Here is a 19,344-nt window from a genome sequence, read left to right as displayed (position 1 = left end):
AGGCGAAGGCATTGCCTCTGCCTAACCCCAAGTTATTAGGAGGGTGTTCTCATGCGCAAAGAAACATTCAAGAAGCTTGTCTCACTGCTGTGTATAGTCGTAATTCTGACAAATAGCCTGATTCCCGGTATATTCCGCCCTATGCCAGCCTTTGCCGAAGCCCCACCACCCGTTTCGCCGACCCCCACCGCCCAGCCGCCCGACCTGACCGGTGCGGGCGAGAACTTTTCCGCCCAGGCCGCACCCACCCCCGCCCCGGGCCAACTGCCGCCCAAAGCCGAAGTCGCCCGCGCCCGTCAGGTTATGGAGACCGCCCTGGCCAAGTACCGCGACTATTACGGCCCCCGCCTGTTCCTAGAATTGACTGGCCTCAAAATCGAAGGCGACTGGGCACACGCCATCGCGGTGGTTGAGGACAGAGCCGGTACAACCGCCTTGCCGCCTGAATTACACCTCCTGGCCCAACGCCTGCCCGGCGGCGAATGGCAGGCCCTGCTGCCGGATGGCGATGAGGTGTACCGCCAATGGCTGGCCGATGCGCCGGAGAAGTTGATCTCGACGACAGAGAAAGCCCAGTTGCAGCAGCAGGCCGATATAATTGCGGCGCAGCGTCCTGCTCCGGCCACGCCGGATGTGCCGCCGCCGGTTCCGGGTAAGGTCAATCCTCCCGCCATTTTCAGCCAGGCCGGTCCCACACCGACTCCGACGCCGGTGTTTGGGTGGGTTGACGTTTTGACGGATACTCAGATTGCAAGTGCGGCTTCATATACGGTTTATTTGCCGATGGTTGTTTTCAATGCATCTATCCCCGAGTTGAAACAGCCCGAGATGTTACCAGGAACGATAGAAGTAGAACCAGCAGTTGAAAATATTACTCGTTTGGCTTTGATCCAAGCATCTGATGCTTTACCCATTGTTGAATACTACGCTATCACAGGACTCCAAGAGATGGATAAATGGTCTTTCGTATCTGTTGCTGGTCTTGTAGGGATAGAAGCAGATTTAAGTTGGAATCTGCTTGATAACGGTATTTGGTTCGGTTTAGTCTTATTACACCGAGATAATAATGGCAATTGGGAAGGCGCTGTGGAAGGTACAGAAAAATTCTCAACCCTCCTATCTGACATACCGGATCAAATTCTTGATGGCAGAACCAAACAAGAACTGGATCCGCTCCAGCGACAGCTACAAGCTGCTGACAGTACCTATAGGTTTCCTTGGCCAACGGGTACGAGCATGCGATATGGTTCCAATGGAGTACACAACAATGGATTTTCTGGTGTGGTTTCTGACTGGAAGGCGGTAGATTTTCTATCTGATGGTGATACTGGAGCAGGACATGCCCCTAATACGTTGCTCGCTGCGGCTTCGGGTAGTATCAGTTACGTTTGTAATGATGGAACTAGTGTTGCTATCAAAATCGGTGATCTCTTCTACACGCATTTGTTAAATAACGGTAATCTTCATAGTGGTTACTATTTCAGCCAGGGAGATATACTTGGTCAAATGAAATCTGGCGATTTTAGTAACACATGTGGATATGCCACACAAGGAGCAGGTTGGTTTCATGTGCATTGGGGTTTCCCAAATGCAGAATCGTTTCAGGTCGAGAATTGGTCCCTTAATTTATCAGACGAACTTTGGCGACGTGGTGAGGAGACACGTGACATTGGTAGTTGGTTCAAAGCAGGTGAAGGGGAAGGTAGTTCTTGCTCTGCCCCCTCTCTCATCGAACCTCCTGATGGCGTCACCTTGAATAACCGGACTGTTACCTTCCGCTGGAATGCGGTCAGCGGCTGCACCTTTAATGGTTACACTTTTCGAGTATGTACTTCGTCTAACGTTGATAACTTGAGCAACTGCTTCATAGACACAGGGGAAGGAGGCACCCAGCGTACCGAGACAATTAACGGCCACGACAATCAAGACCTTTGGTGGGGTGTCAAAGCGGCCAACGCGCCCAACGGGGCTAACTGGGCGGTGCGCCGTTTCCGTATTAATCCTGATTCCGGCCCGCCATCCCCTGACCATTCAGTTCAGTTCTATAAAGACGCAAACTATGGCGGAGGGGGATACTGCTACGGCGACAATGAAGGGAATTATAATAATTTAGATGGTTGTTCCGGTTACAATGACCAGATATCATCGGTTCTCCTCAAATCCGGCTGGTCTGTGCGTGTATTTAAGCATGCCAACCTGGGCGAGCCAAGTAAATGCTTCACTTCAAGTGACGACGATTTTGCCAATGATACTTTTGATGATGGATCGCGCCTCAATGATGAAATGTCGTCATTCGCCTTGTATCACCAGTCCAGTTGTCCTCCTTTGGTCAACCCTCCTTCAGCGCCTGCCTTACAGTCGCCGGCTAATGGTGCTTCTTTCAACGAAGGCGAAAGTATCACCCTGGCCTGGTCGGCCACCGGCAATGAATATTACGGCGAAATCTGGGGCGGGCCTGGCGGCACCCTCACCTTTGGCTGGCAAAGCGGCACCTCCAAAAACATCGGCTCGCAGTGGCCCGGTTATACCTACTCGTGGCGCGTCAAGGCGCGCAACAGTGCGGGCGAAAGCGGCTGGAGCAGCACGTGGACGTTTACTGTCAAACCGGCGGCGCCATCTGGGCTGAATGCGCAGGCCGTCTCCTGTAGTCAGGTCAATCTTTACTGGAATGATACCGGCAACGAAGACGCTTATAGGATTTATCGCAATGGCGCTTATCTGGCCCAGGTTGGCGCCAATGTCACCAATTACCAAAACACCGGCTTAAGTGGAGATACCGGCTACTCTTACTACGTCAAAGCCTATAAAGGCAGCATCGAATCGAACGCCAGCAATACGGTGAATATCACTACTCCTTCATGTGTGCCGTCTCTGCCAGATTTACGGCCGTATACCCGGCCCGGCTATACCTATCCGGTGGTGCCTTCATCTGTGACAGGGACGCATACGCCCAATACACTCTACGCGGGCCAGCCCACCTACTTTGATTGGTACTTTGTCAATAGCGGCACAGCGACCGCGCCGGGCGGGTTCTATTTTGACCTTTGGGTGGATAGCACCCGCTACGTCCACTATAGTCAACCCAATTACTCACCCGGACAATATGGCGGCTTTGACGACTGGATGGAAGTCATCAGCACCCCCGGTTGGCATACCGTGCGCCTGGTGGCCGACCCGGAGAATACGGTGGCCGAATCGGATGAGACCAACAATACCTGGGAGCATCAATTCTATTGGACACCCTCGGCTCCATATTTCGATAATATGGAAAATGGTCTTAACGGCTGGACGACCACCGGCCTTTGGCACCAGGTCAACAGTAGTAGTCCTTATTATGCCGCCTATAGCGGTAGCCATAGCTGGTGGTACGGCCAAGACGACACCGGAGACTACGACACTGGCGCGGCCAACTCCGGCGACCTGACTTCCCCCATCGTTTACATCCCAAGCGCCGGCTATTACCTGCGTTTCTGGTATGCGTACGAAACCGAATCGATGTGGACGAGTTGGGACCAGCGTTGGGTACAAATCTCGATGGATGGCGGGCCGTTTGAGAACGTGCTGCAACTCTACGACGATCCAATGAACTGGTGGCTGCAAAGCCGGGTGATTGACCTGTCCGGTTACGCCGGTCACACCATCCAGGTACGTTTCCACTTTGACACCATCGATGATGGCTACAACACTTACCGGGGTTGGTATCTCGATGACTTCAGCATCACCACCACGCCTCCGCCCACCTGCGCCGATAGCTACGAACCGAACAACACCCCGACCCAGGCTACCACCCTGTCTTACGGCCAAAGCCGCAACGCCAACATCTGCGCCGGCGGCGACTATGACTTTTATAAATTCACCGGCTCCACCGGCGACAAAGTGGTGGTGGACATTGACGCCAAAGTCAACGGCTCGGCCCTGGACTCCTACATTTTCCTACTCGACAGCGACGGGACGACTGTTCTGGCCGCCAATGATGATGAGGTTTTGGGCGAGGTGCAGGACTCGCAGTTGGGCTACCAGTTGCCGCGCGACGACACCTACTACATCAAAGTCCGGGCCTGGGACCACCCCTCGGCGGGCAGTAGCGACCATTTCTATACCATCAACCTCTCTACCGATACCACCAACCCCGCCTCGGCTCAGATCACTTTACCCGCCAGTGACGGCTGGCTTGATCCTACCACCCAGACCGTCACCGCCCTGGCTACGGATAACGAAAGCGGCGTCAATCGCGTCGAGTTCCTGTGGCACGACGCCGACTGGGAAAATTCGGAATGGACCTGGCTGGGCGCCGACTATGACAGCCGGGACGGTTGGAGTTGGGACTTTGACACCAGTGGCCTGGCCGAGCAACAAGGCGGAGCTTTCTACATCTGGGCCTTTGACTGGGCCGGTAACTGGACCGGCGCGGCTGTGTGGAACCTTGGGATTGATCGCACCCCGCCCACCGTCAGCGTAAGTACCGGCCCGATGTACGGCGACGCGCCTTTCGTTGACTTTCACCTGTGGTGGTCCGGTACGGATAATCTGTCCGGTATGGCCGATTACGACGTTCAATATCGGGATGGCGCCGCCGGAACCTGGACCAATTTGCTGACCACCACGACCGACACCTATACTTCTTTCGTAGGCCAGGATGGACACACCTACTACTTCCGCGCCCGCGCCCGGGATGTTGTCGGCAACCAGAGCGTTTATGCAAGCGGGGATGGCGACGCGCAGTACACGGTACAAACCTCACCTGTCGCCCCGGATGCGTATGAAGCGGATAACAGCAAAATTTCAGCTTCCACCATCCCCACAGATGGAACCTGGCAGCCTCACAACTTCCACACCGACGGCGACCAAGACTGGCTCAAATTTACGGCCACTGCGGGCGTAACCTACACCCTGGTGACAACCAATACCGGCGGTCACGCCGACACCATCATCTATCTGTATGGCAATGACGGCGTAACCCTCATCGCCTCCAACGACGACGATCCCAACAACTGGCCCGCCTCTCGCCTGGAGTGGGGGGCGACCGGTGAGGGTATCTACTATATCAGGGTTGAGCACTGGGACCCGTATGCCTATGGTTCTACTACAGCTTATGAAGTGTCCGTTGCGGAAACCGGGAGTTTTGAGATGGCGACAAAGGTATTCCTGCCGATAATTATAAAATAACCGGTCAATTACTCCCCATCCCGGATTGCCTGAATGAGATCGCTCAACCGGGCGCACGTATTGGCAATACGTTTAGAAAATTCAGCCAGAACAGCGACAATTTGTTCAGCTTCAGGTAAAAAGAGGTCTGAGAGGGTAGGGTATTCAGCCAAAGGGGTTTCATGCCAGCTTTGTAATTGCCCTTTTAAGTTGAGGTAATTGGGTTGGGCCAGGTTATCATTATATTTGGAAACGCCTACGGCAAGGCGAGAGAGATTGATGAAATGCCGGTTGAGTTGGCTCAACATTTGCCGGCGTTGAGCCGCAGACGCCCGGTTGAGTTCACGCCAGGCCCGGTCCATCTGCCGGATGGCCTGATCTTCTATAGCCTTTACCGGGTCGTAATGTTGTTGGTAGTATTCATAACCAAGACGTAATTTGCGCCGGTATATTTCCAGGCGGGCCAGGTCGTCAAGGGCCTTAAAAATAACCCGGTCCTGGTCGGCGGGGTTGGCGGGCAGCAAGGAGGCGGGAAACAAGGCGTAACGGTTTAAATGAGACCAATAGGCGCAAATCAGCGGCAGCGATAGCCCCTGTAACCGGCTGACCGCATCGGGGCGGCTTTCATCATCAAAGAGAGGCGGCAGCTTTTCAGCCAAAGGCGTGTTGGGAATTTCACGGCAGGTATAAACTTGCCGGTCAAATTGGATGGGGAGATTGTGAAGAGTCACGTCTGGGGTAAGCGCCTGCAACGCCTGCATCACCTCGGCCCAGGGGGCGCAATAATCATCGTTGCGGGCAGAAAGAATCTGCAAAAACACGCAGTAGTCCTGGCCCAACAATGCTTTAACTGTGGGTTGATAGAGTAACCCGGCTGTTTCATCACTCTCTTGCGCTATAAAGCTGGTTGGTTTGTGTTGAGGGAAGGCAGAAATCAGCGGGGTTTTGAGGCCGGTCCCCCCGGCTATTTCCGGCATGCTTTTTTGAATTTCTTGTTCAGAAATTCCGTCTTCATAAAAACAACCAAGCATGCGGATGCCGGTTGGCGTTTTAACGGATACCGGGCGGGCAAAGGCGGCGAGTTTTGGTGTTTCACTCAGGAGGGAGGGTTTACTTATCAACTGCTGCGCCGTGGCCGCGCCCCAAAAGGCTATTTGTTTAGCCGTATCATTCAGGTCTTTAAATTTGAGCGATCCTAACAAATAAATGGTCAGGCCCTGGTAATACTCGGTGAAACTGTGAGCATTAAACAGGTATTGACGCGCTGTTTGGCGGACGGTTAGCAACATCGCAAAAGTTTTTTGCAAGGCCGGGTGGGGTAGTTGAGGAATAAATGGCTCAGTTATGTAAAAACCGGCATGGTGCAACTGCTCGTAAAAGGTATAAATAGTCTCGGCCACAGGTAATCTATTCCGGTCAATTACACCTGTCAATAGCTGGGTCATCATCCCTGTTTCCAGACGCAGGAAATCATGCAGCACGTGGTCATTTTGACGGGCGGTGGCAAAATCAATCAAGGTTACTTCTCGCGTGTCTGCATCAACCAGAATATTCTTTAAATTTAAATCGCCATGGATACAGGCCAAAAATACGCTAAGGGGTTGACCTAATATACCAGGGAGAACCGCCAGCGGATTGGGCAGCGTAATGGTTTGATTGGGCCTGGTGAGAGTAACAGTATCGGCGGATAGGTCAAGATTGGGGTCTAATGTTGGCCGAACATAATCTACCAGCAATTCATAACGGGTCTTTACCACCACCCCGGTAAAGGGCCTCATAGTTTTGTTGAGGCAGAATTGCTCTGGCTGCACCGGCGCCAATCGCAGGCGATAAGAGGCATATTGATTATCCGGCGCAGGCGGCAAATTGAGGGTGACTTCTTTTTTGTCTTGATTGAGTTCGGTAACCAGAAAACCTTCCAGGCGGACATAATCACCCGATTTGAGCAGCTGGAGGGAATAATTATCCGGCTTGAGCAATTGTGGTTCAACCTCTGGCGTCAATTCAACGGGTTTAATGAGTAAATTAACCGGCAATAGTTGGTCGTAGCCTGGCTGTAGCAAAAACGCATCGTCGGTGTGACGATGTTGCCAGATATGGCCCATCACTTCATACAACCTGGCCAGGGTAAAAAGAATATCCTTAACATCTCTGATTAAACAGTAATGGCCCAAATCCTCCACTTTAAAAGTATTACTGCCAACTAACGAATAACGAATTCCACCCCAGGCACAATTTGGCGGGTAAACCGCATCATTTTGAATCTGAACAGTGTTGGGCAATTTGTGGTGGATATAGTGACGGTAGGCTTCTTCCTCTTTTTTTATTAAGTTAGCCGGAGCTATTTTAATAACGGTCCGCAACTCAGCGGTTTGGTCATTCTTGATGGGATGAACCATAAAAACGCGGCTTTCGCCAAAGCCGCGTCCAAACTCTTTTTCAATGATTATCCGCTGATGCAGCCGGAATATTTCCGCAAAAACAAGTTCCGTTCCGGCCGGCAAATTCAATTTTTGGGGATTTTGAATATCAGGTTGCACCGATAACCTCCTGATTGGGCTATGGCGCCCAAGAAAGCCGTTCTTCGCTCCAACCACGCGATAAATCTACGGCCAGGGATACTGTACCGTCAAGAGGACCGTTGAGTCTGAACAACTCGTCTTGATTGCTTCCATCGGCGTTCATTACCCACACGGCGTAATGGTTGTTTCGGTTAGAGACAAAGGCGATAAACTGCCCATCGGGGGACCAAACGGGCAGTTGGTCGTTGGTGGTTTGATGGGTCAACTGTTTCAGACTCTTCTCACCCTGGCCGGCGGAAAGGGTGTAAACGTGCCAATAGTCGTCCGGTTTTTTAAGCGATACGGCTACTTGATCGCCGTCCGGGGCGCCGGCCGGAACAACCACGCCAAACACATTTAGAATCTGTTTGCTGCTGCCGCTGCTGTCTCTAACATACACCCCTTCCGGCGATTCAGGCGAATAATACACAATTTTGCTACCCAACCAATCAGGGTTTTCGCCCCGCCCGATCAAAACTTGATTATCCACGCTTGTTTCTGCGCCTTCCCAGGCGCCAAGCGTGAACAGGTCGGGTTGTTCCCGCCCACCGCGCAAGGTGTGAAAAACTATCTCATTATCTCCACGGCGCAGGCTGGGGTGGGCGTCTTCCAGATTCAGGGTCATCCATCGTTCATCTCCGGCCTCTATGTTGAGGCTGGGGAAAAGCACCAGGCGCTGGCCAAAGTGATGTATTTCCGAAGGCCAGGTGCGGACAATAATCCACTGACCATCGGCAGAAAAAGCCGGCTGGCTGCTATCGGCCAGAAATAGTTTTGGCCGCCAGCCATCATTGGCCCGGGCAATGTAAACATGGTAGGTGCCGTTTTGCGTGTCGTAAACGGGCACAGCAATTTTGCCGGTGGGGGTGGGGGCCTCGGTGGGAGTAGTGGCCGGTTCGGGGGACGATACCGCAATTGGAGTGGCTGTTGGCCCGGTGGCGGATTTTGATGTAGGGGCAACGGCAGGGGGGGAGGTTGGTTCAATGGTCGGCTCATCGGTAGGTTCAGGAATTAAGGTTTGGGATGGTTCAATGGTTAATTCAGCGGCGGGTGTATCTGTAGCAACCGGAAGGGTTGGAGTATCAGGATTATTCTGAGGTTTGTAGGTATTAGGGGTAGCCGATTCCGGGGTGTGGACATCCGGCGTGGAGGTCAGGGTTTTGATGGCAGCGCCGGCCAATTCGCCACCAGAAGGAGATGATGGTCTGAGTATAATAAGCGCAACAATAAAAATCAGGACCAGCAAAACAATAGTTGCTCCGCCCCCAATGGCCCAAAACGGCATTGGAAATTTGGGCCGAGGTGGGGCAATTTTTTCTTGCGCTTGTTGCAACCTGGCGCGCGCGTCTTGATAGTCATACTGACCGCTCTGTTCTACCTGATGCAGAAGTTGGGTAAAAGTTTCTACGGCCTGGGGCCACTGCTCGGCCTCAAATAAGCGGCTGCCTTCATCATAAAGGCGAATGATCAGGCTTTCCCGCATCCGTCGGGCGCCGTCTTGCGCTTCTTCGTCAGCCGGGTCTTCAGTCAATATTTCGGTATACAGGCGCAGGGCGTCGGCCCATTCACACCTGTCTTCATACGCTTTGGCCTGTTCTTTGTGGCGCAGGATACGCAATTTTTGTTCCAGTTGTTTTTTCCGCGCCGCGGCATCTTCAAAACTAGCAGACATTTTGTCTCCTTTTCTCTACTTCATCATACAGTTTGATGGCTTCTTCCAATTTGCCTTCCTCTTCAAACTTGCGGGCTAGTTGATACTTGCGGTTGATTTCCTTATATTCATAGGCCCGATGCCATTGCGCCTGAATGTCGTGGTAGTCAGGGTCGGCGCGTTTGATTTCGTCAAAACAGTCAAAGGCCTGTTCCCATTCTCCTTGTTGGGCATATTCCACCCCCTGGGCATAAAGACCGGCCAGTTTTTGTTGATGGAGCGCAGTTTCCAGGCGGCCTGTGGCATCTTTGTAATGCCGTTCTTCTTTAACTACCTGTTCCAGGTGGCTGATGGTTTGGTCCCAAGCTTTGGTTTGAAAAGCGTTTAACCCTTGCTGGTAATTGTTTTTCAGTTGGCGTTGGCGCTGCGCTTCCTTAAGTTGAGCCTGGGCCTGGTGGTGGCCGGGATTCAATTCAAGCACCCGGTTAAAGCACATCAGGGCGTCGTCCCAACGCTCGGCATCCATGCAGAGCAGGCCGTCTTCATAATGGTCGGCTATTTGGGCTTCGCGTTTGGCTTGGTTGAGCCATTGGGGTGTTTCCTTATAGGGCGCCAGGCCATAATCATTGGCCCGTTTCACCAGGTCGGTTAAAACGGCTTTTGCCTCGGCCCAGGCATGGTTGGCGCGATGAGTTTGTACCTGACAATAGAGGTTGTCAAGGTCTTGTTGCTGCAAAGCCTGTTTGAGGCGCTGGGCAGAATTGCGGTAATCGCGATTGAGATCGCGGGCCAGGTCAACCACCTGCTGCCACAGTTTTACTGCCCGGGGCCAATCTTCAACCTTTTCCGCCTGAAGCGCCTTTTGGTAATTGCGTTCAGCCTCTAACAACCGTTGGGCCTCTTTGAGTTTGGCTTCAGCATCACCCCGAAAGTCTGGCTCAATTTCTACCACCTGTTGCAAGTGTTGGATGGCCAGTTCCAGGGTCTCGGTATCAAAATTGGCTGCTCCTTTTTCAAGAAAGGTTATGCCCTGCCGGTAATTTTGTTGCATTGTTTGGGTCCGGCGGGCGGTGTCCAGGCCCTGTTGGGCTTCCGGGTGGTTATTATTTAGCTCAAGTACGCGCTGAAAGGATTGAATAGCGTCGGGCCACTGCTGGTCCAGGGCCGCTTTCCGGCCCCGGTCAAACTCTATTTCAATCTCCAGTTCTCGCCTGGCCTGCTCAAGCATCTGGCCGCTATTTTCGTAGGTATCGCGCCGGGTGTGGATTTGCTCAAGCAGGTCAATGGTTCTTTGCCAGTTGCCGGTATCCAGGAATCGTTGGGCCTGTTTGTACTGCTCGGCCAGCAGAATCTCTTCGTCAATCAGGGTTAAAAGTTCGTCTATGTTGTTGTAAATTTTGGGTTTGTCACGTTGTTCATACTGAACCCGCTCCAAATCAACTTTAGCTTTTTTCCATTCCTTATCTTTGATGGCCTGGTGGCCGCTTTGGTAACGTTCTTGCAATTCCTGGCGAAACCGGGCCTGTTGGTGCAGTTGTTGGGCATCCCCCTCAAAATCCGGGCGACGACGCACTACCGTGTCTAAAGCCTCTACCGCGCCGGCCCAGTTTTGGTCTTGAATGTAAAGATGGCCCTGGGCGTAATTTAAGGCCAAAAAGGCATCTTGAAACCGATGCTCGCCGGATTTGATGGTTTGTAAGGTATCAATTGCCGACCGCCAGTTTTTGGCCTGGATAGCGGCTTTGCCCTGTTGATAGATGTCTTCCTGTTTTTTCTTCCGGCGGGCCTCGCTAAAATACCACTGGTTTTCCTGAAAGGATGGGTTCAATTCATCAACCTGTTTAAAAGCTTTAACTGCTTCATCCCAATTTTCTTTTTCAAAAAAGCTAATGCCAAGTTCGTAAAATTGGTGCAGCCGTTTTTGGATACGGGCCTGGTTGGCCCGTTTTTCGGTATCCTGGAAACAAGGGTCCACCTCGGCCTGGCGATGCTTTAAAGCGTGCAGTTCTTCGTCGGCTTTATCAAAAAAAATAATGGCTTCATCCCATTCCTCTTTGTTCCATTTTTCTTCGGCTTTGCGGTAAAAGGCTTCCAGCCGGGTTAAACGAGCCTGGTTTTCCCGCATGCGGGTCAATTCTTGGCGCACGTTCTGGTAAAACTTGTTCATTTCGCCGGATACATTAAAGGTTTGTTCGGCTTTGGCTTCTGGTTGGGAAATATCTTGTTGCAGGTGGCCGATTGTGCCCAATAAATTGAGCGCGTCGGCCCATTGGTTGTTTTGGGCATACTCACGCGCTTGCTCAAATAGCACATTTTTGCTCAGTTCAAGCCTGGCCAGGCGCTGCGCTTCGGCCAATTCAATTTGAGAAACCTCGATGGATTTATTGATGTCTTCCTCAAAAATCCCAAAAGAGGGCTGAGTTTGAGATAAGAGTTTGGCCCCTTCTAAAAAGGCCAGGGCGGCCTGGTGGTTTCCCTGGCCGCTGCAAATCTTCCCCTGCTGCAAGAGAAAATGAAATACTTTTTCGTCGGCATCGGGGAGAGACACATCAAGGATTGACGCCGCTTGTGGTTCAGGCGTGGTCAATAAAATATCCCCTAAAACGCTCTCGCTGGCTGTTTGCAAATAAAGCACCGGGGTTGCCCATTCCAAAGAGCCTTCAACCGCTGCGCAGCTCATTTGCACACGAGCAAAACCCAGAGCGGTTTCCAGGGCGTAGCCGGCCATTAGATTTTCATAGAACTCTCGCGCAAAGGCTGCGCCGGCCAGGTCGGTAACTTTGAACTGCATGGCAATGATGGCCGGTATTCCACCGCCGGCCAGGGTTTTGGTCACTTGCCGGCCTGCTTCGCAAGCATTGATTACGGCTAAACGCAGAGCATGGTTTACGTTGAGAATTTGATTAATTTGCTCTGCGGAAAGTTCTTTGTCATCAAACACCAATCTATTGTCATCGCCATGGCCGGTAAAATGGACAATGTTGGGCTGTTCTTTCATGGCGCTGAGTAAATCGCTCACTTTAGCCGCCAGCCGATGAGGTTTTACGGCCACGTTATCATTAGATTTTAGAATATCTTCAATTACCCTGATTTCCTCCTGAGTTTTACCCAACGGCATGGTGCCTCCCGGCATCGCGCTCAAAAGAGAGAAAGTGAGAGGAGATTTTAAATTGCCGGGGCGTGCGCCTGGGCGCAAACGACGCACCACCGGAGTTTGCGGGTCCAGGCATAAAAATATTACACCCTCTTTTTCTTCATCACAAAGAAATTCCCACGGAATACGGGTTAAATTTGGGGCCTGCTCTAAATCTACAATCAGGCGCAGGCCTTTGGCATAACCGGCGGCCATGTTTTCTTGCTCTGCTTTGATATTGCGCAAATATTGGCGATAGGTATTAAGAATGGGGCCCCGGAAAATTGACTTAAAGAGATGACGCCCAAACTGTTGGGCTACAGTTGGATCGGCCACCACCGGGGCTTCAATTTGATCCGGCCATTCAGGTTGAGCTAATGGGTAGGTTTTGCTTTCCCGATCGGGAGAGACGGCTTCAACAATATATTCTTGGTCGGTCTGGCGTATTTTAAATACAAAATCATAATATTGGTATCTAATCTTGGGCGCTGTAGGTAAAGACATTCAACTCTCCTTGAGCAGTTCCAAAACTTAAATTATCCAGAAAAGATGAGAGCAATCAACAACCTAACGTCCTTATCGGTTTAATGGACTCCAGGTGATTGTATGCATTGTCCAATCGTGCTTCTCAACTTCGGTGGCTTGCCTGGGATAAAAGTCCAAACCATTGAGCGATGCCAGAAGTTTTGGCTCACCCTGTCCGGCGGCATCTATTACCCAAAGCCCCCAACTGCCGTTTCGATGGGAGGCAAAAGCAAGATAGTGGTCGTCGGGAGACCAGGCAGGAATGCCGTCACGGTCGGGATGAGTGGTCAGGCGGCGCACCGGCTTGCCATTGTGGTCAACAATATACACATCCCAATTGTCCCCACTATCGCCCTTTGAGGTGTAGGCTACATAACTGCCATCAGCCGACACCGCCGGCGCGGTATCGGTTTGATTATTGGTAAAACGACGAGCCTGGAAACCATCAAGATTGGCCAGGTAAAGGCCGGGCTGCTCTTTAATGGAACCGGCATAAATGAGCGTGTCTGCGTTCAGCCAATCGGCGGCCCAGCCTAAATCCGGGATGGCAATGGCCTGATCAATGGGATAATACAACTGCCAGCGGCGGTCGCCGGCCTGGCGAGAAGAAAAAATCAGTCCCTTGCCATCAGGGGACCACTGGGGGCGGGCCGATTCATACCCCTCGCTGGGCTGCCAACTTTTACTACCGCCAACCTCTTGTACCCACAGCCCTCGATTATCGGCGGCCCAGGAACGGTAAGCAATTTCTTGTCCATTGGGGCTAAAGCAGGGATTGGCCGCCTCCGGGATGAATTTGGTAGAGGTCATTGCGCTCAAATCCAGGAGATGGATATGGTAGGTCTCATTGACCGGATCATAGTCGGCATAGGCAATTTTGCCTTGCAGCACAGGTGTAGGCGGAGTGGTTGTGACCGGCACTATCTCCTTCGCCTGGCTTTCCGGCGATGGCGAGGGTGGTGATTGAGTGACCGTAGGCATAGGCGTGGGAGTGGGCCAGGCAGGCGTGTCTGGGGGTAAAACGGGGCTGGGGGTAAAAGTGGGCGGCAAGGATGTAGGGGAAGAGGTGAAGGTAGGCGGCAACGCGGTAGGGGAAGGGGTAAAGGTGGGCCAAGGCGTAGTCAACGTAAAATCAGGGGTAGATGTGTCATCCGCAGAAACCACGGGCATTGATGTTGCTGTGCTTTTACTACGCAGGCTAATACCCCAGAGCAGGCTAAACAGCCCCATTCCCAGCAACAATAGCAAAACTGTTGCGCCTATCAGCACTGATGTTGAAACACGGGATAAAACCGTTGGCAAGAATTTTGAAGAGGCGGGCGGCTTTGCGGTCAACGCCGCTGCTTTGGGGGGATGTTGGCCGGTCAGTGTTTCTTCTTTTGCCAGGGCTTGACGGATGTTGCCTCTTTGCCAGACACCGCCTTCCTGGTAAACCCACTCACCGGCGCGGTTGAGCCGCCACTGCTGATTGCCAACCGGGAAGGAGGGGAGTCGGTCCACCTGTTTGACAAATTCATCATAGTCAAGTTTTTCATGGTCAAGTTTTTCACTGAGCAACTCATACTCAGCTTCAATTTCGTCTATGGTTTGGGGTTTCTGATTCATGTATCCCTCCAGGTGGCATTGAGGATTGTGACAGCAAAAGCCTCATCCAATGGATGAGCGAGCCGCACCTGAAGATGCTGGCTCCTGAACCCCGGATTGTTTAAGATCCCGAACGTCGCCGGCCGAATCTGGCATACCAGGGCGATGGCTGTTCTACATCTTTTTCAGGTTCAGGCTGTTGATAGCCCCTCTCTTTATCAGAAATGGGAGGCATATTTTGTAAAATGGGGGCCAGAAAATCACGCAGATCATTAAACATCTCCGGCTTAAAATCGGCGGGTTGGGCCTTGATTTCCCGGTGACCAACCGAGGCGAGCGTCAAGTAAAGGTCAATGGTTTGTAAAAGAGCGACTTCATCTTGCCGGGCGCAGGCTTCGTCTATTTGCCGGAGAATCTGGAAAGCTTCTTTCCCGGCCTGCCGTTTAAGGTCTGCCGGGGATTTGTTTTGAACCAAGCGGCGAAAGAGTTGCAATTTGCTGTCACTATTCATACCACGCGCTCCTGATGATATATGGGCCTCGCCCTTTTTGGAGTTACTGTGCCAATTTTAACATTGGCTATCTAAAAAACCAACGCGATTAATCGTTATCACCATTGATGACCGGTTATTGCGCCCGGCCTTCTGAGAAAAATTGATAGCCTCCTTCTGGCGTGCCGCGCCAGTTGAGAATGTAACGGGGACGGGCCGGATTTGGCTCTATTTGTTGGCGCAATTGCCAGATCAGTTGATACAAGCTGGCCTCTTCCACCTCTTCCCATTCATCGGGCCAAATGTGCATAATCAAGTCGGTTTTGGTGAGCGGTTCTCGGGGGTGTTGTAAAAAATACAGGAGCGCAGTTTGTTGTTGGGGAGAAAGTTCCAACCGGGTCGGCCCCTGCCAGAACTCTCCGGTTACTTTATCGCGCCACATTCGCCCCCGCCCGCGCTCTTGAACCTGAGCCACAAAATGAGCCAGTAGCTTGCCCTTGAACCGCCACTGACTACCTACCTGGTCACAAAAGCCCTTGGCTGCCAGCCGGGCCAAAGTATCGCCATATCTGGTTTGCAAATCCTGATAGATTTTTTGACGGGTTTGTTTCACTTGACCGCTTTCGCGGCCGGCTCGGGTTTGCTGCTTTTCCAACTCCGATAGGACGAATTTTTCTTCTTCGGTTAAACCCTGCCACAACTCCACTAAACGGTTTTGCAAGGCCTGGTCTGCCAGCAAGGGCACGGCCCATTTACGCATGGCCGGCTTATCCGCTGTTAACCGCCACCACCGGCAAGTTTCTTTGAGCAGGGCCGGATAACCGCCGGTCAGCTCCAGCATAAGATTCTTCTCGGTTTTGCTTGGCCTGGTCACAGCCGTCCGGGTTTCTTCGTCAATCAGGCGTAGGGCGTCTTCTTGAGTCATAGGGCCTAACCAGCACGTGTGAATATCCAGTAATTCGCTCAACTCCCGCAAATCTATGGCCCCGGTCAGGTAAACAATTTCATGCCGCAGCCCCACCAGGTAGCACAAGTTGTTTTTAAAACTGTCTCGTAAACCGCGCAGGGTATCAAACATGGGCGGTGTGGCCATTTGGCAAAAATTATCAAAACGGTCCATCACCAACACCACCCTTATCTGTGTGGCGGCCAGCAAAAACAACAGTTCCCGCAGGGCGCTCTGCGGCAAAAAGGGGTCCTGTTCGCGTTGATTTTGGCGGTAAACGCCTTCAATCAATTCTTGTAAATGTGGCTCAAACGCCTCGCCCGCCTCATAAAACGCCCGCAGGATGATCCGGTAAAAGGTTGATAGATCAAACGTGGGCATATTATTAAAATCAACCGCAATGGGGATGACCACCTGGTCGGGATTGTCAAGGTGTTGTTTTAAAGCTTCAGGGTGGTGGCACATGAACTTAAGAAAGTTGGATTTACCGGCGCCGGCTAACCCTATCACCGCCCCACTTTCCCCGGCGTTAATCCAGGCGGCAATGATTTCCATTTGTTTTTGGCGATAATTTAAGGCGTATCGTTCTGGTTTCATCAAACTACCTGACCACCTTATAAAAAACAACTATAGGCCTGAACAGTATCGAGTTTAAAGAATTTTATCTTAATGAGCAAATGAGTTTTGGCAGAATTGAAGGAGAGTTTAGAGTTTATTGAGAGTTTGTTGAGAATCTTTTGCAAAAACAGCATACAAATCCCCAAAAGAGGCTCATATCTTCTAGGTCACTTCATTTTAGGGCGAAATTCCCAGGAATTTGTATTTTTACAGCGGTCATTTGATAAATTTTTAATCATTTTTTGCGGCCAAAAAGTTGATAAACAACCAGAAAACCGCCCGCATTTTCATGAATTGTTGAGAGAATCTTCAAGCAAATTTGCCTGTTATTGGTTAAAATAGTCAACAAGAGATTGAACAACGGGCATTAAAAAATAACTTGGTGTCCACGTTCCGGCCGGAACTTTGTTGGCTCTTTTAAACTGATTTAGCTCGCTCATTGGGGAAAACGCGCGTGCCGCGGCTGGGCCAAACCTATCCGCGGCGGGGATCCCCGCACTCAATGAAGCTCCTGGAAAGGAGGTGATTTGAAGTGCTAAAGCGACGCATCATTGCCGTAATAACGGGCCTGGCCCTGTTGCTGGCCGTGGCCGGTTCTGCCGGAGTGGTAGCCGATGCTTTTGGGTTGGCGGTTACGTCCCAGAGTCATGCTTGTAACAGTGCCGGCGCTTCCGGCGGCGGCTGCTAAGCTGTAGGCGGCTGTATTGCCGGGCATAACCTTATCTCGCCGCAGTCCAGGAGCGTTGCCTCCGTCAGGCTGCGGCGAGTTTTTTATCCTTCTTGGGGGTCAATATTACAACATTCTCCTTATTTGTGTTAAAATGCAAATGGCGTTAAATAATCCCAAAAATTCAAAAGTGAAAGGAGGTAAAGTGAAGTGCTAAAGCGACGCATCATTGCCGTGGTAGCGGGCCTGGCCCTGTTGCTGGCCGTGGCCGGTTCTGCCGGCGTGGTCGCCGACGCCTTTGGGCTGGCGGTGACATCTCAGAGCCATGCATGCACCACTACTGGCGCATCCGGCGGCGGTTGCTAATTGGCCGGCTTAATCACTCGGGTTTCCGGGGTTGTCCGAACCCTGGAGACCTTCTTGCAAACGCCGGCGGCAGTCGGCCAACAATACCCGCCAGAGCGGGTGTTGCGGGTCCTGCCCGTATGTAGCCATCAGCCGCTCCACTTCAGCCAGTTGGGCGGCTGCTTGGGGCCAATGTCCCAATTCCACCTCGTACGTCAGGATATAGATCATTGTCCGCAGTTCCCCCTGTTTACTGCCCACCTTGCGCCAAATTTCCAGAGAAGTGTGGAACGATGAATTGGCTTCTGCCCATTTGCCCTGGTCCAAACAGGCCAGGCCCAAATTGTCCAAGGCCAGGGCCTGGCCCATTGAATTCAAAAACCGTTTAAAGATAGTGGCGGACTGCCGGGCATTAGCTTCGGCTTGCACCGGTTCACCCTGCTGGCGATAAGCAATGCCTATGTTCAGATAAATTAGGCCAATTTCTGTTTCTTCCCCCAGCCGTTGGGCCAGGTGAAGGGCCTTTTGCAGGTAGGCCAGCGCCGGGTCCGGCTGTTGTGTAAGCACATAGAGCATCCCCAAATTGATATAACCCCGCATCAAACCGTGGTCATCGCCCATTGTTTGCCACAGCGTACTGGCCTGCTCAAAGTGCGGCTGCGCCAATTCGTAACACCCTTGCCGGGTATACAGAACGCCTAAATGGTTGTGGGTGTGAGCGCGTCCGTGAAGATTATCTAACTGCTCAAAGGTGCGTAGGGCGTGCCGGCACAAGATTTCCGCCCGCCACCAATATCCTTGTTCGGTGTAAAGAAAACCCAGGTTCGAGTAGGCCCTGGCGCGGTAAACAGCATTGTCTATTTGCCGGGCCAGATGAATGACCCGCCGGTAGGCTTGCTTGGCCTCAACAAAACGAGCTTGCCATTGCAGCAACCGGGCCGAGGATATAGATAAGGCTACCGTTTTGGTTTTATCGTTAAGTTGGGCGGCGGTGCTGCCGGCCTGAATAAGCACATTCCGCCATACCTCCCAATGGCCCTGCCGTTCCATATACGGCGCAAAGCCCTCAATCAATTCATAAACCAGCGGCCAGGCAGCCTGTCCCGCCTCCAGGCCAAAGGCAATGCCCCGCAAAATGCCGCTACGCTCGCGGTCCAGGGCGGCCACATCGGCCATATTTGCAGCTACCCATTTTTGCCAGTAAGCTACATTGGCCAGCACTTTTTGCTGAAAAAAATTGGCCCGGCTTTGGGAATTGGTCAGGGTGATGTCTGTCATTTAAAGGCCCCACTTCGGCCTTGCGACGGCACGTTTGCTACAAAAAGCATATCATAGTCTTTGGATAAAAACAAGAGTCTGTTGACCGAGGAATTCAGGGGGATAAACGGCTCGGAGATTGTACGCTGTTAGAGCCGCTCGAAGGGTTTCTTCATCCAACAAATCTCGACCTGAAGTAACAATAAAACTGGCTCCAGCCGCTATTGCCGTCGCCGTCACAATATCCTCTTTGGGGTCGCGGCAGGTGGGAGCTGCCGCCATTCTGAGTGGGCAGACGGCATAGGGATGCCATTCTACGATAAATTTGGATCTACTGACTCGACTTTTGCAGGAGAATAGGAAAGGGAAAAAAGGGATAAAAAAGGGGCAAAATAGTTGGGATTGAAGGGCTAGCAGTTGGT

Annotated in this window: 10 protein-coding genes; 3 read left to right on the top strand and 7 right to left on the bottom strand. The window is 52.0% G+C overall.

What is annotated here, in order from left to right; genetic code table 11:
* Nucleotides 1–51 precede the first annotated feature (51 nt).
* Nucleotides 52–5,166, top strand: coding sequence for a pre-peptidase C-terminal domain-containing protein (locus tag JW953_02730; GenBank protein MBN1991591.1), 5,115 nt, complete (start codon nucleotides 52–54; stop codon nucleotides 5,164–5,166).
* 8 nt (nucleotides 5,167–5,174) lie between these two features.
* Here JW953_02730 and JW953_02725 read toward each other — a convergent pair whose 3' ends face one another.
* From JW953_02725 to JW953_02700, 6 genes are all read right to left on the bottom strand, one after another.
* Complete coding sequence (locus JW953_02725; protein MBN1991590.1) at nucleotides 5,175–7,685, bottom strand: hypothetical protein; 2,511 nt, start codon at nucleotides 7,683–7,685, stop codon at nucleotides 5,175–5,177.
* Nucleotides 7,686–7,704: 19 nt separating this feature from the next.
* Nucleotides 7,705–9,378: a PD40 domain-containing protein gene (locus JW953_02720; protein ID MBN1991589.1), complete on the bottom strand. Its 1,674-nt coding sequence runs from the start codon at nucleotides 9,376–9,378 to the stop codon at nucleotides 7,705–7,707.
* Nucleotides 9,368–12,994, bottom strand: coding sequence for a CHAT domain-containing protein (locus JW953_02715; protein ID MBN1991588.1), 3,627 nt, complete (start codon nucleotides 12,992–12,994; stop codon nucleotides 9,368–9,370). The genes JW953_02720 and JW953_02715 overlap by 11 nt, the downstream gene beginning before the upstream one ends.
* Before the next feature lie 72 nt (nucleotides 12,995–13,066).
* On the bottom strand, nucleotides 13,067–14,620 hold the full coding sequence (locus JW953_02710; protein MBN1991587.1) for a PD40 domain-containing protein: 1,554 nt from the start codon (nucleotides 14,618–14,620) through the stop codon (nucleotides 13,067–13,069).
* 100 nt (nucleotides 14,621–14,720) lie between these two features.
* Complete coding sequence (locus tag JW953_02705; protein MBN1991586.1) at nucleotides 14,721–15,110, bottom strand: hypothetical protein; 390 nt, start codon at nucleotides 15,108–15,110, stop codon at nucleotides 14,721–14,723.
* A gap of 115 nt (nucleotides 15,111–15,225) precedes the next feature.
* The gene (locus JW953_02700) at nucleotides 15,226–16,632 is read right to left on the bottom strand and encodes a winged helix-turn-helix domain-containing protein (protein ID MBN1991585.1); all 1,407 of its coding nucleotides are present in this window, start codon (nucleotides 16,630–16,632) and stop codon (nucleotides 15,226–15,228) included.
* Nucleotides 16,633–17,185: 553 nt separating this feature from the next.
* On the opposite strand from JW953_02700, the gene JW953_02695 reads away from it, so the two are divergent.
* Both JW953_02695 and JW953_02690 read left to right on the top strand, forming a co-directional pair.
* Nucleotides 17,186–17,341 carry a hypothetical protein gene (locus tag JW953_02695; protein MBN1991584.1) on the top strand — a complete coding sequence of 52 codons (156 nt, stop codon included), beginning with the start codon at nucleotides 17,186–17,188 and terminating at the stop codon, nucleotides 17,339–17,341.
* A gap of 189 nt (nucleotides 17,342–17,530) precedes the next feature.
* Complete coding sequence (locus tag JW953_02690) at nucleotides 17,531–17,686, top strand: hypothetical protein (protein ID MBN1991583.1); 156 nt, start codon at nucleotides 17,531–17,533, stop codon at nucleotides 17,684–17,686.
* A 9-nt stretch (nucleotides 17,687–17,695) separates the two neighbouring features.
* On the opposite strand, the gene JW953_02685 is transcribed toward JW953_02690, so the two are convergent.
* On the bottom strand, nucleotides 17,696–18,943 hold the full coding sequence (locus JW953_02685) for a tetratricopeptide repeat protein (protein MBN1991582.1): 1,248 nt from the start codon (nucleotides 18,941–18,943) through the stop codon (nucleotides 17,696–17,698).
* Between the last annotated feature and the right edge of the window lie 401 nt (nucleotides 18,944–19,344).

The sequence above is a fragment of the Anaerolineae bacterium genome (assembly GCA_016931895.1).
Taxonomy (GTDB): domain Bacteria; phylum Chloroflexota; class Anaerolineae; order 4572-78; family J111; genus JAFGNV01.
Note: the sequence above shows the minus strand (reverse complement) of the source record. Positions and strands in the feature narration are given on the sequence as shown.

What these genes read in the sequence shown, in the direction of transcription:
- JW953_02710 (MBN1991587.1), bottom strand. Translation starts at nt 14,620, where the DNA reads ATGAATCAGAAACCCCAAACCATAGACGAAATTGAAGCTGAGTATGAG.
- JW953_02685 (MBN1991582.1), bottom strand. Translation starts at nt 18,943, where the DNA reads ATGACAGACATCACCCTGACCAATTCCCAAAGCCGGGCCAATTTTTTT.
- JW953_02700 (MBN1991585.1), bottom strand. Translation starts at nt 16,632, where the DNA reads ATGAAACCAGAACGATACGCCTTAAATTATCGCCAAAAACAAATGGAA.
- JW953_02715 (MBN1991588.1), bottom strand. Translation starts at nt 12,994, where the DNA reads ATGTCTTTACCTACAGCGCCCAAGATTAGATACCAATATTATGATTTT.
- JW953_02720 (MBN1991589.1), bottom strand. Translation starts at nt 9,378, where the DNA reads ATGTCTGCTAGTTTTGAAGATGCCGCGGCGCGGAAAAAACAACTGGAA.
- JW953_02730 (MBN1991591.1), top strand. Translation starts at nt 52, where the DNA reads ATGCGCAAAGAAACATTCAAGAAGCTTGTCTCACTGCTGTGTATAGTC.
- JW953_02705 (MBN1991586.1), bottom strand. Translation starts at nt 15,110, where the DNA reads ATGAATAGTGACAGCAAATTGCAACTCTTTCGCCGCTTGGTTCAAAAC.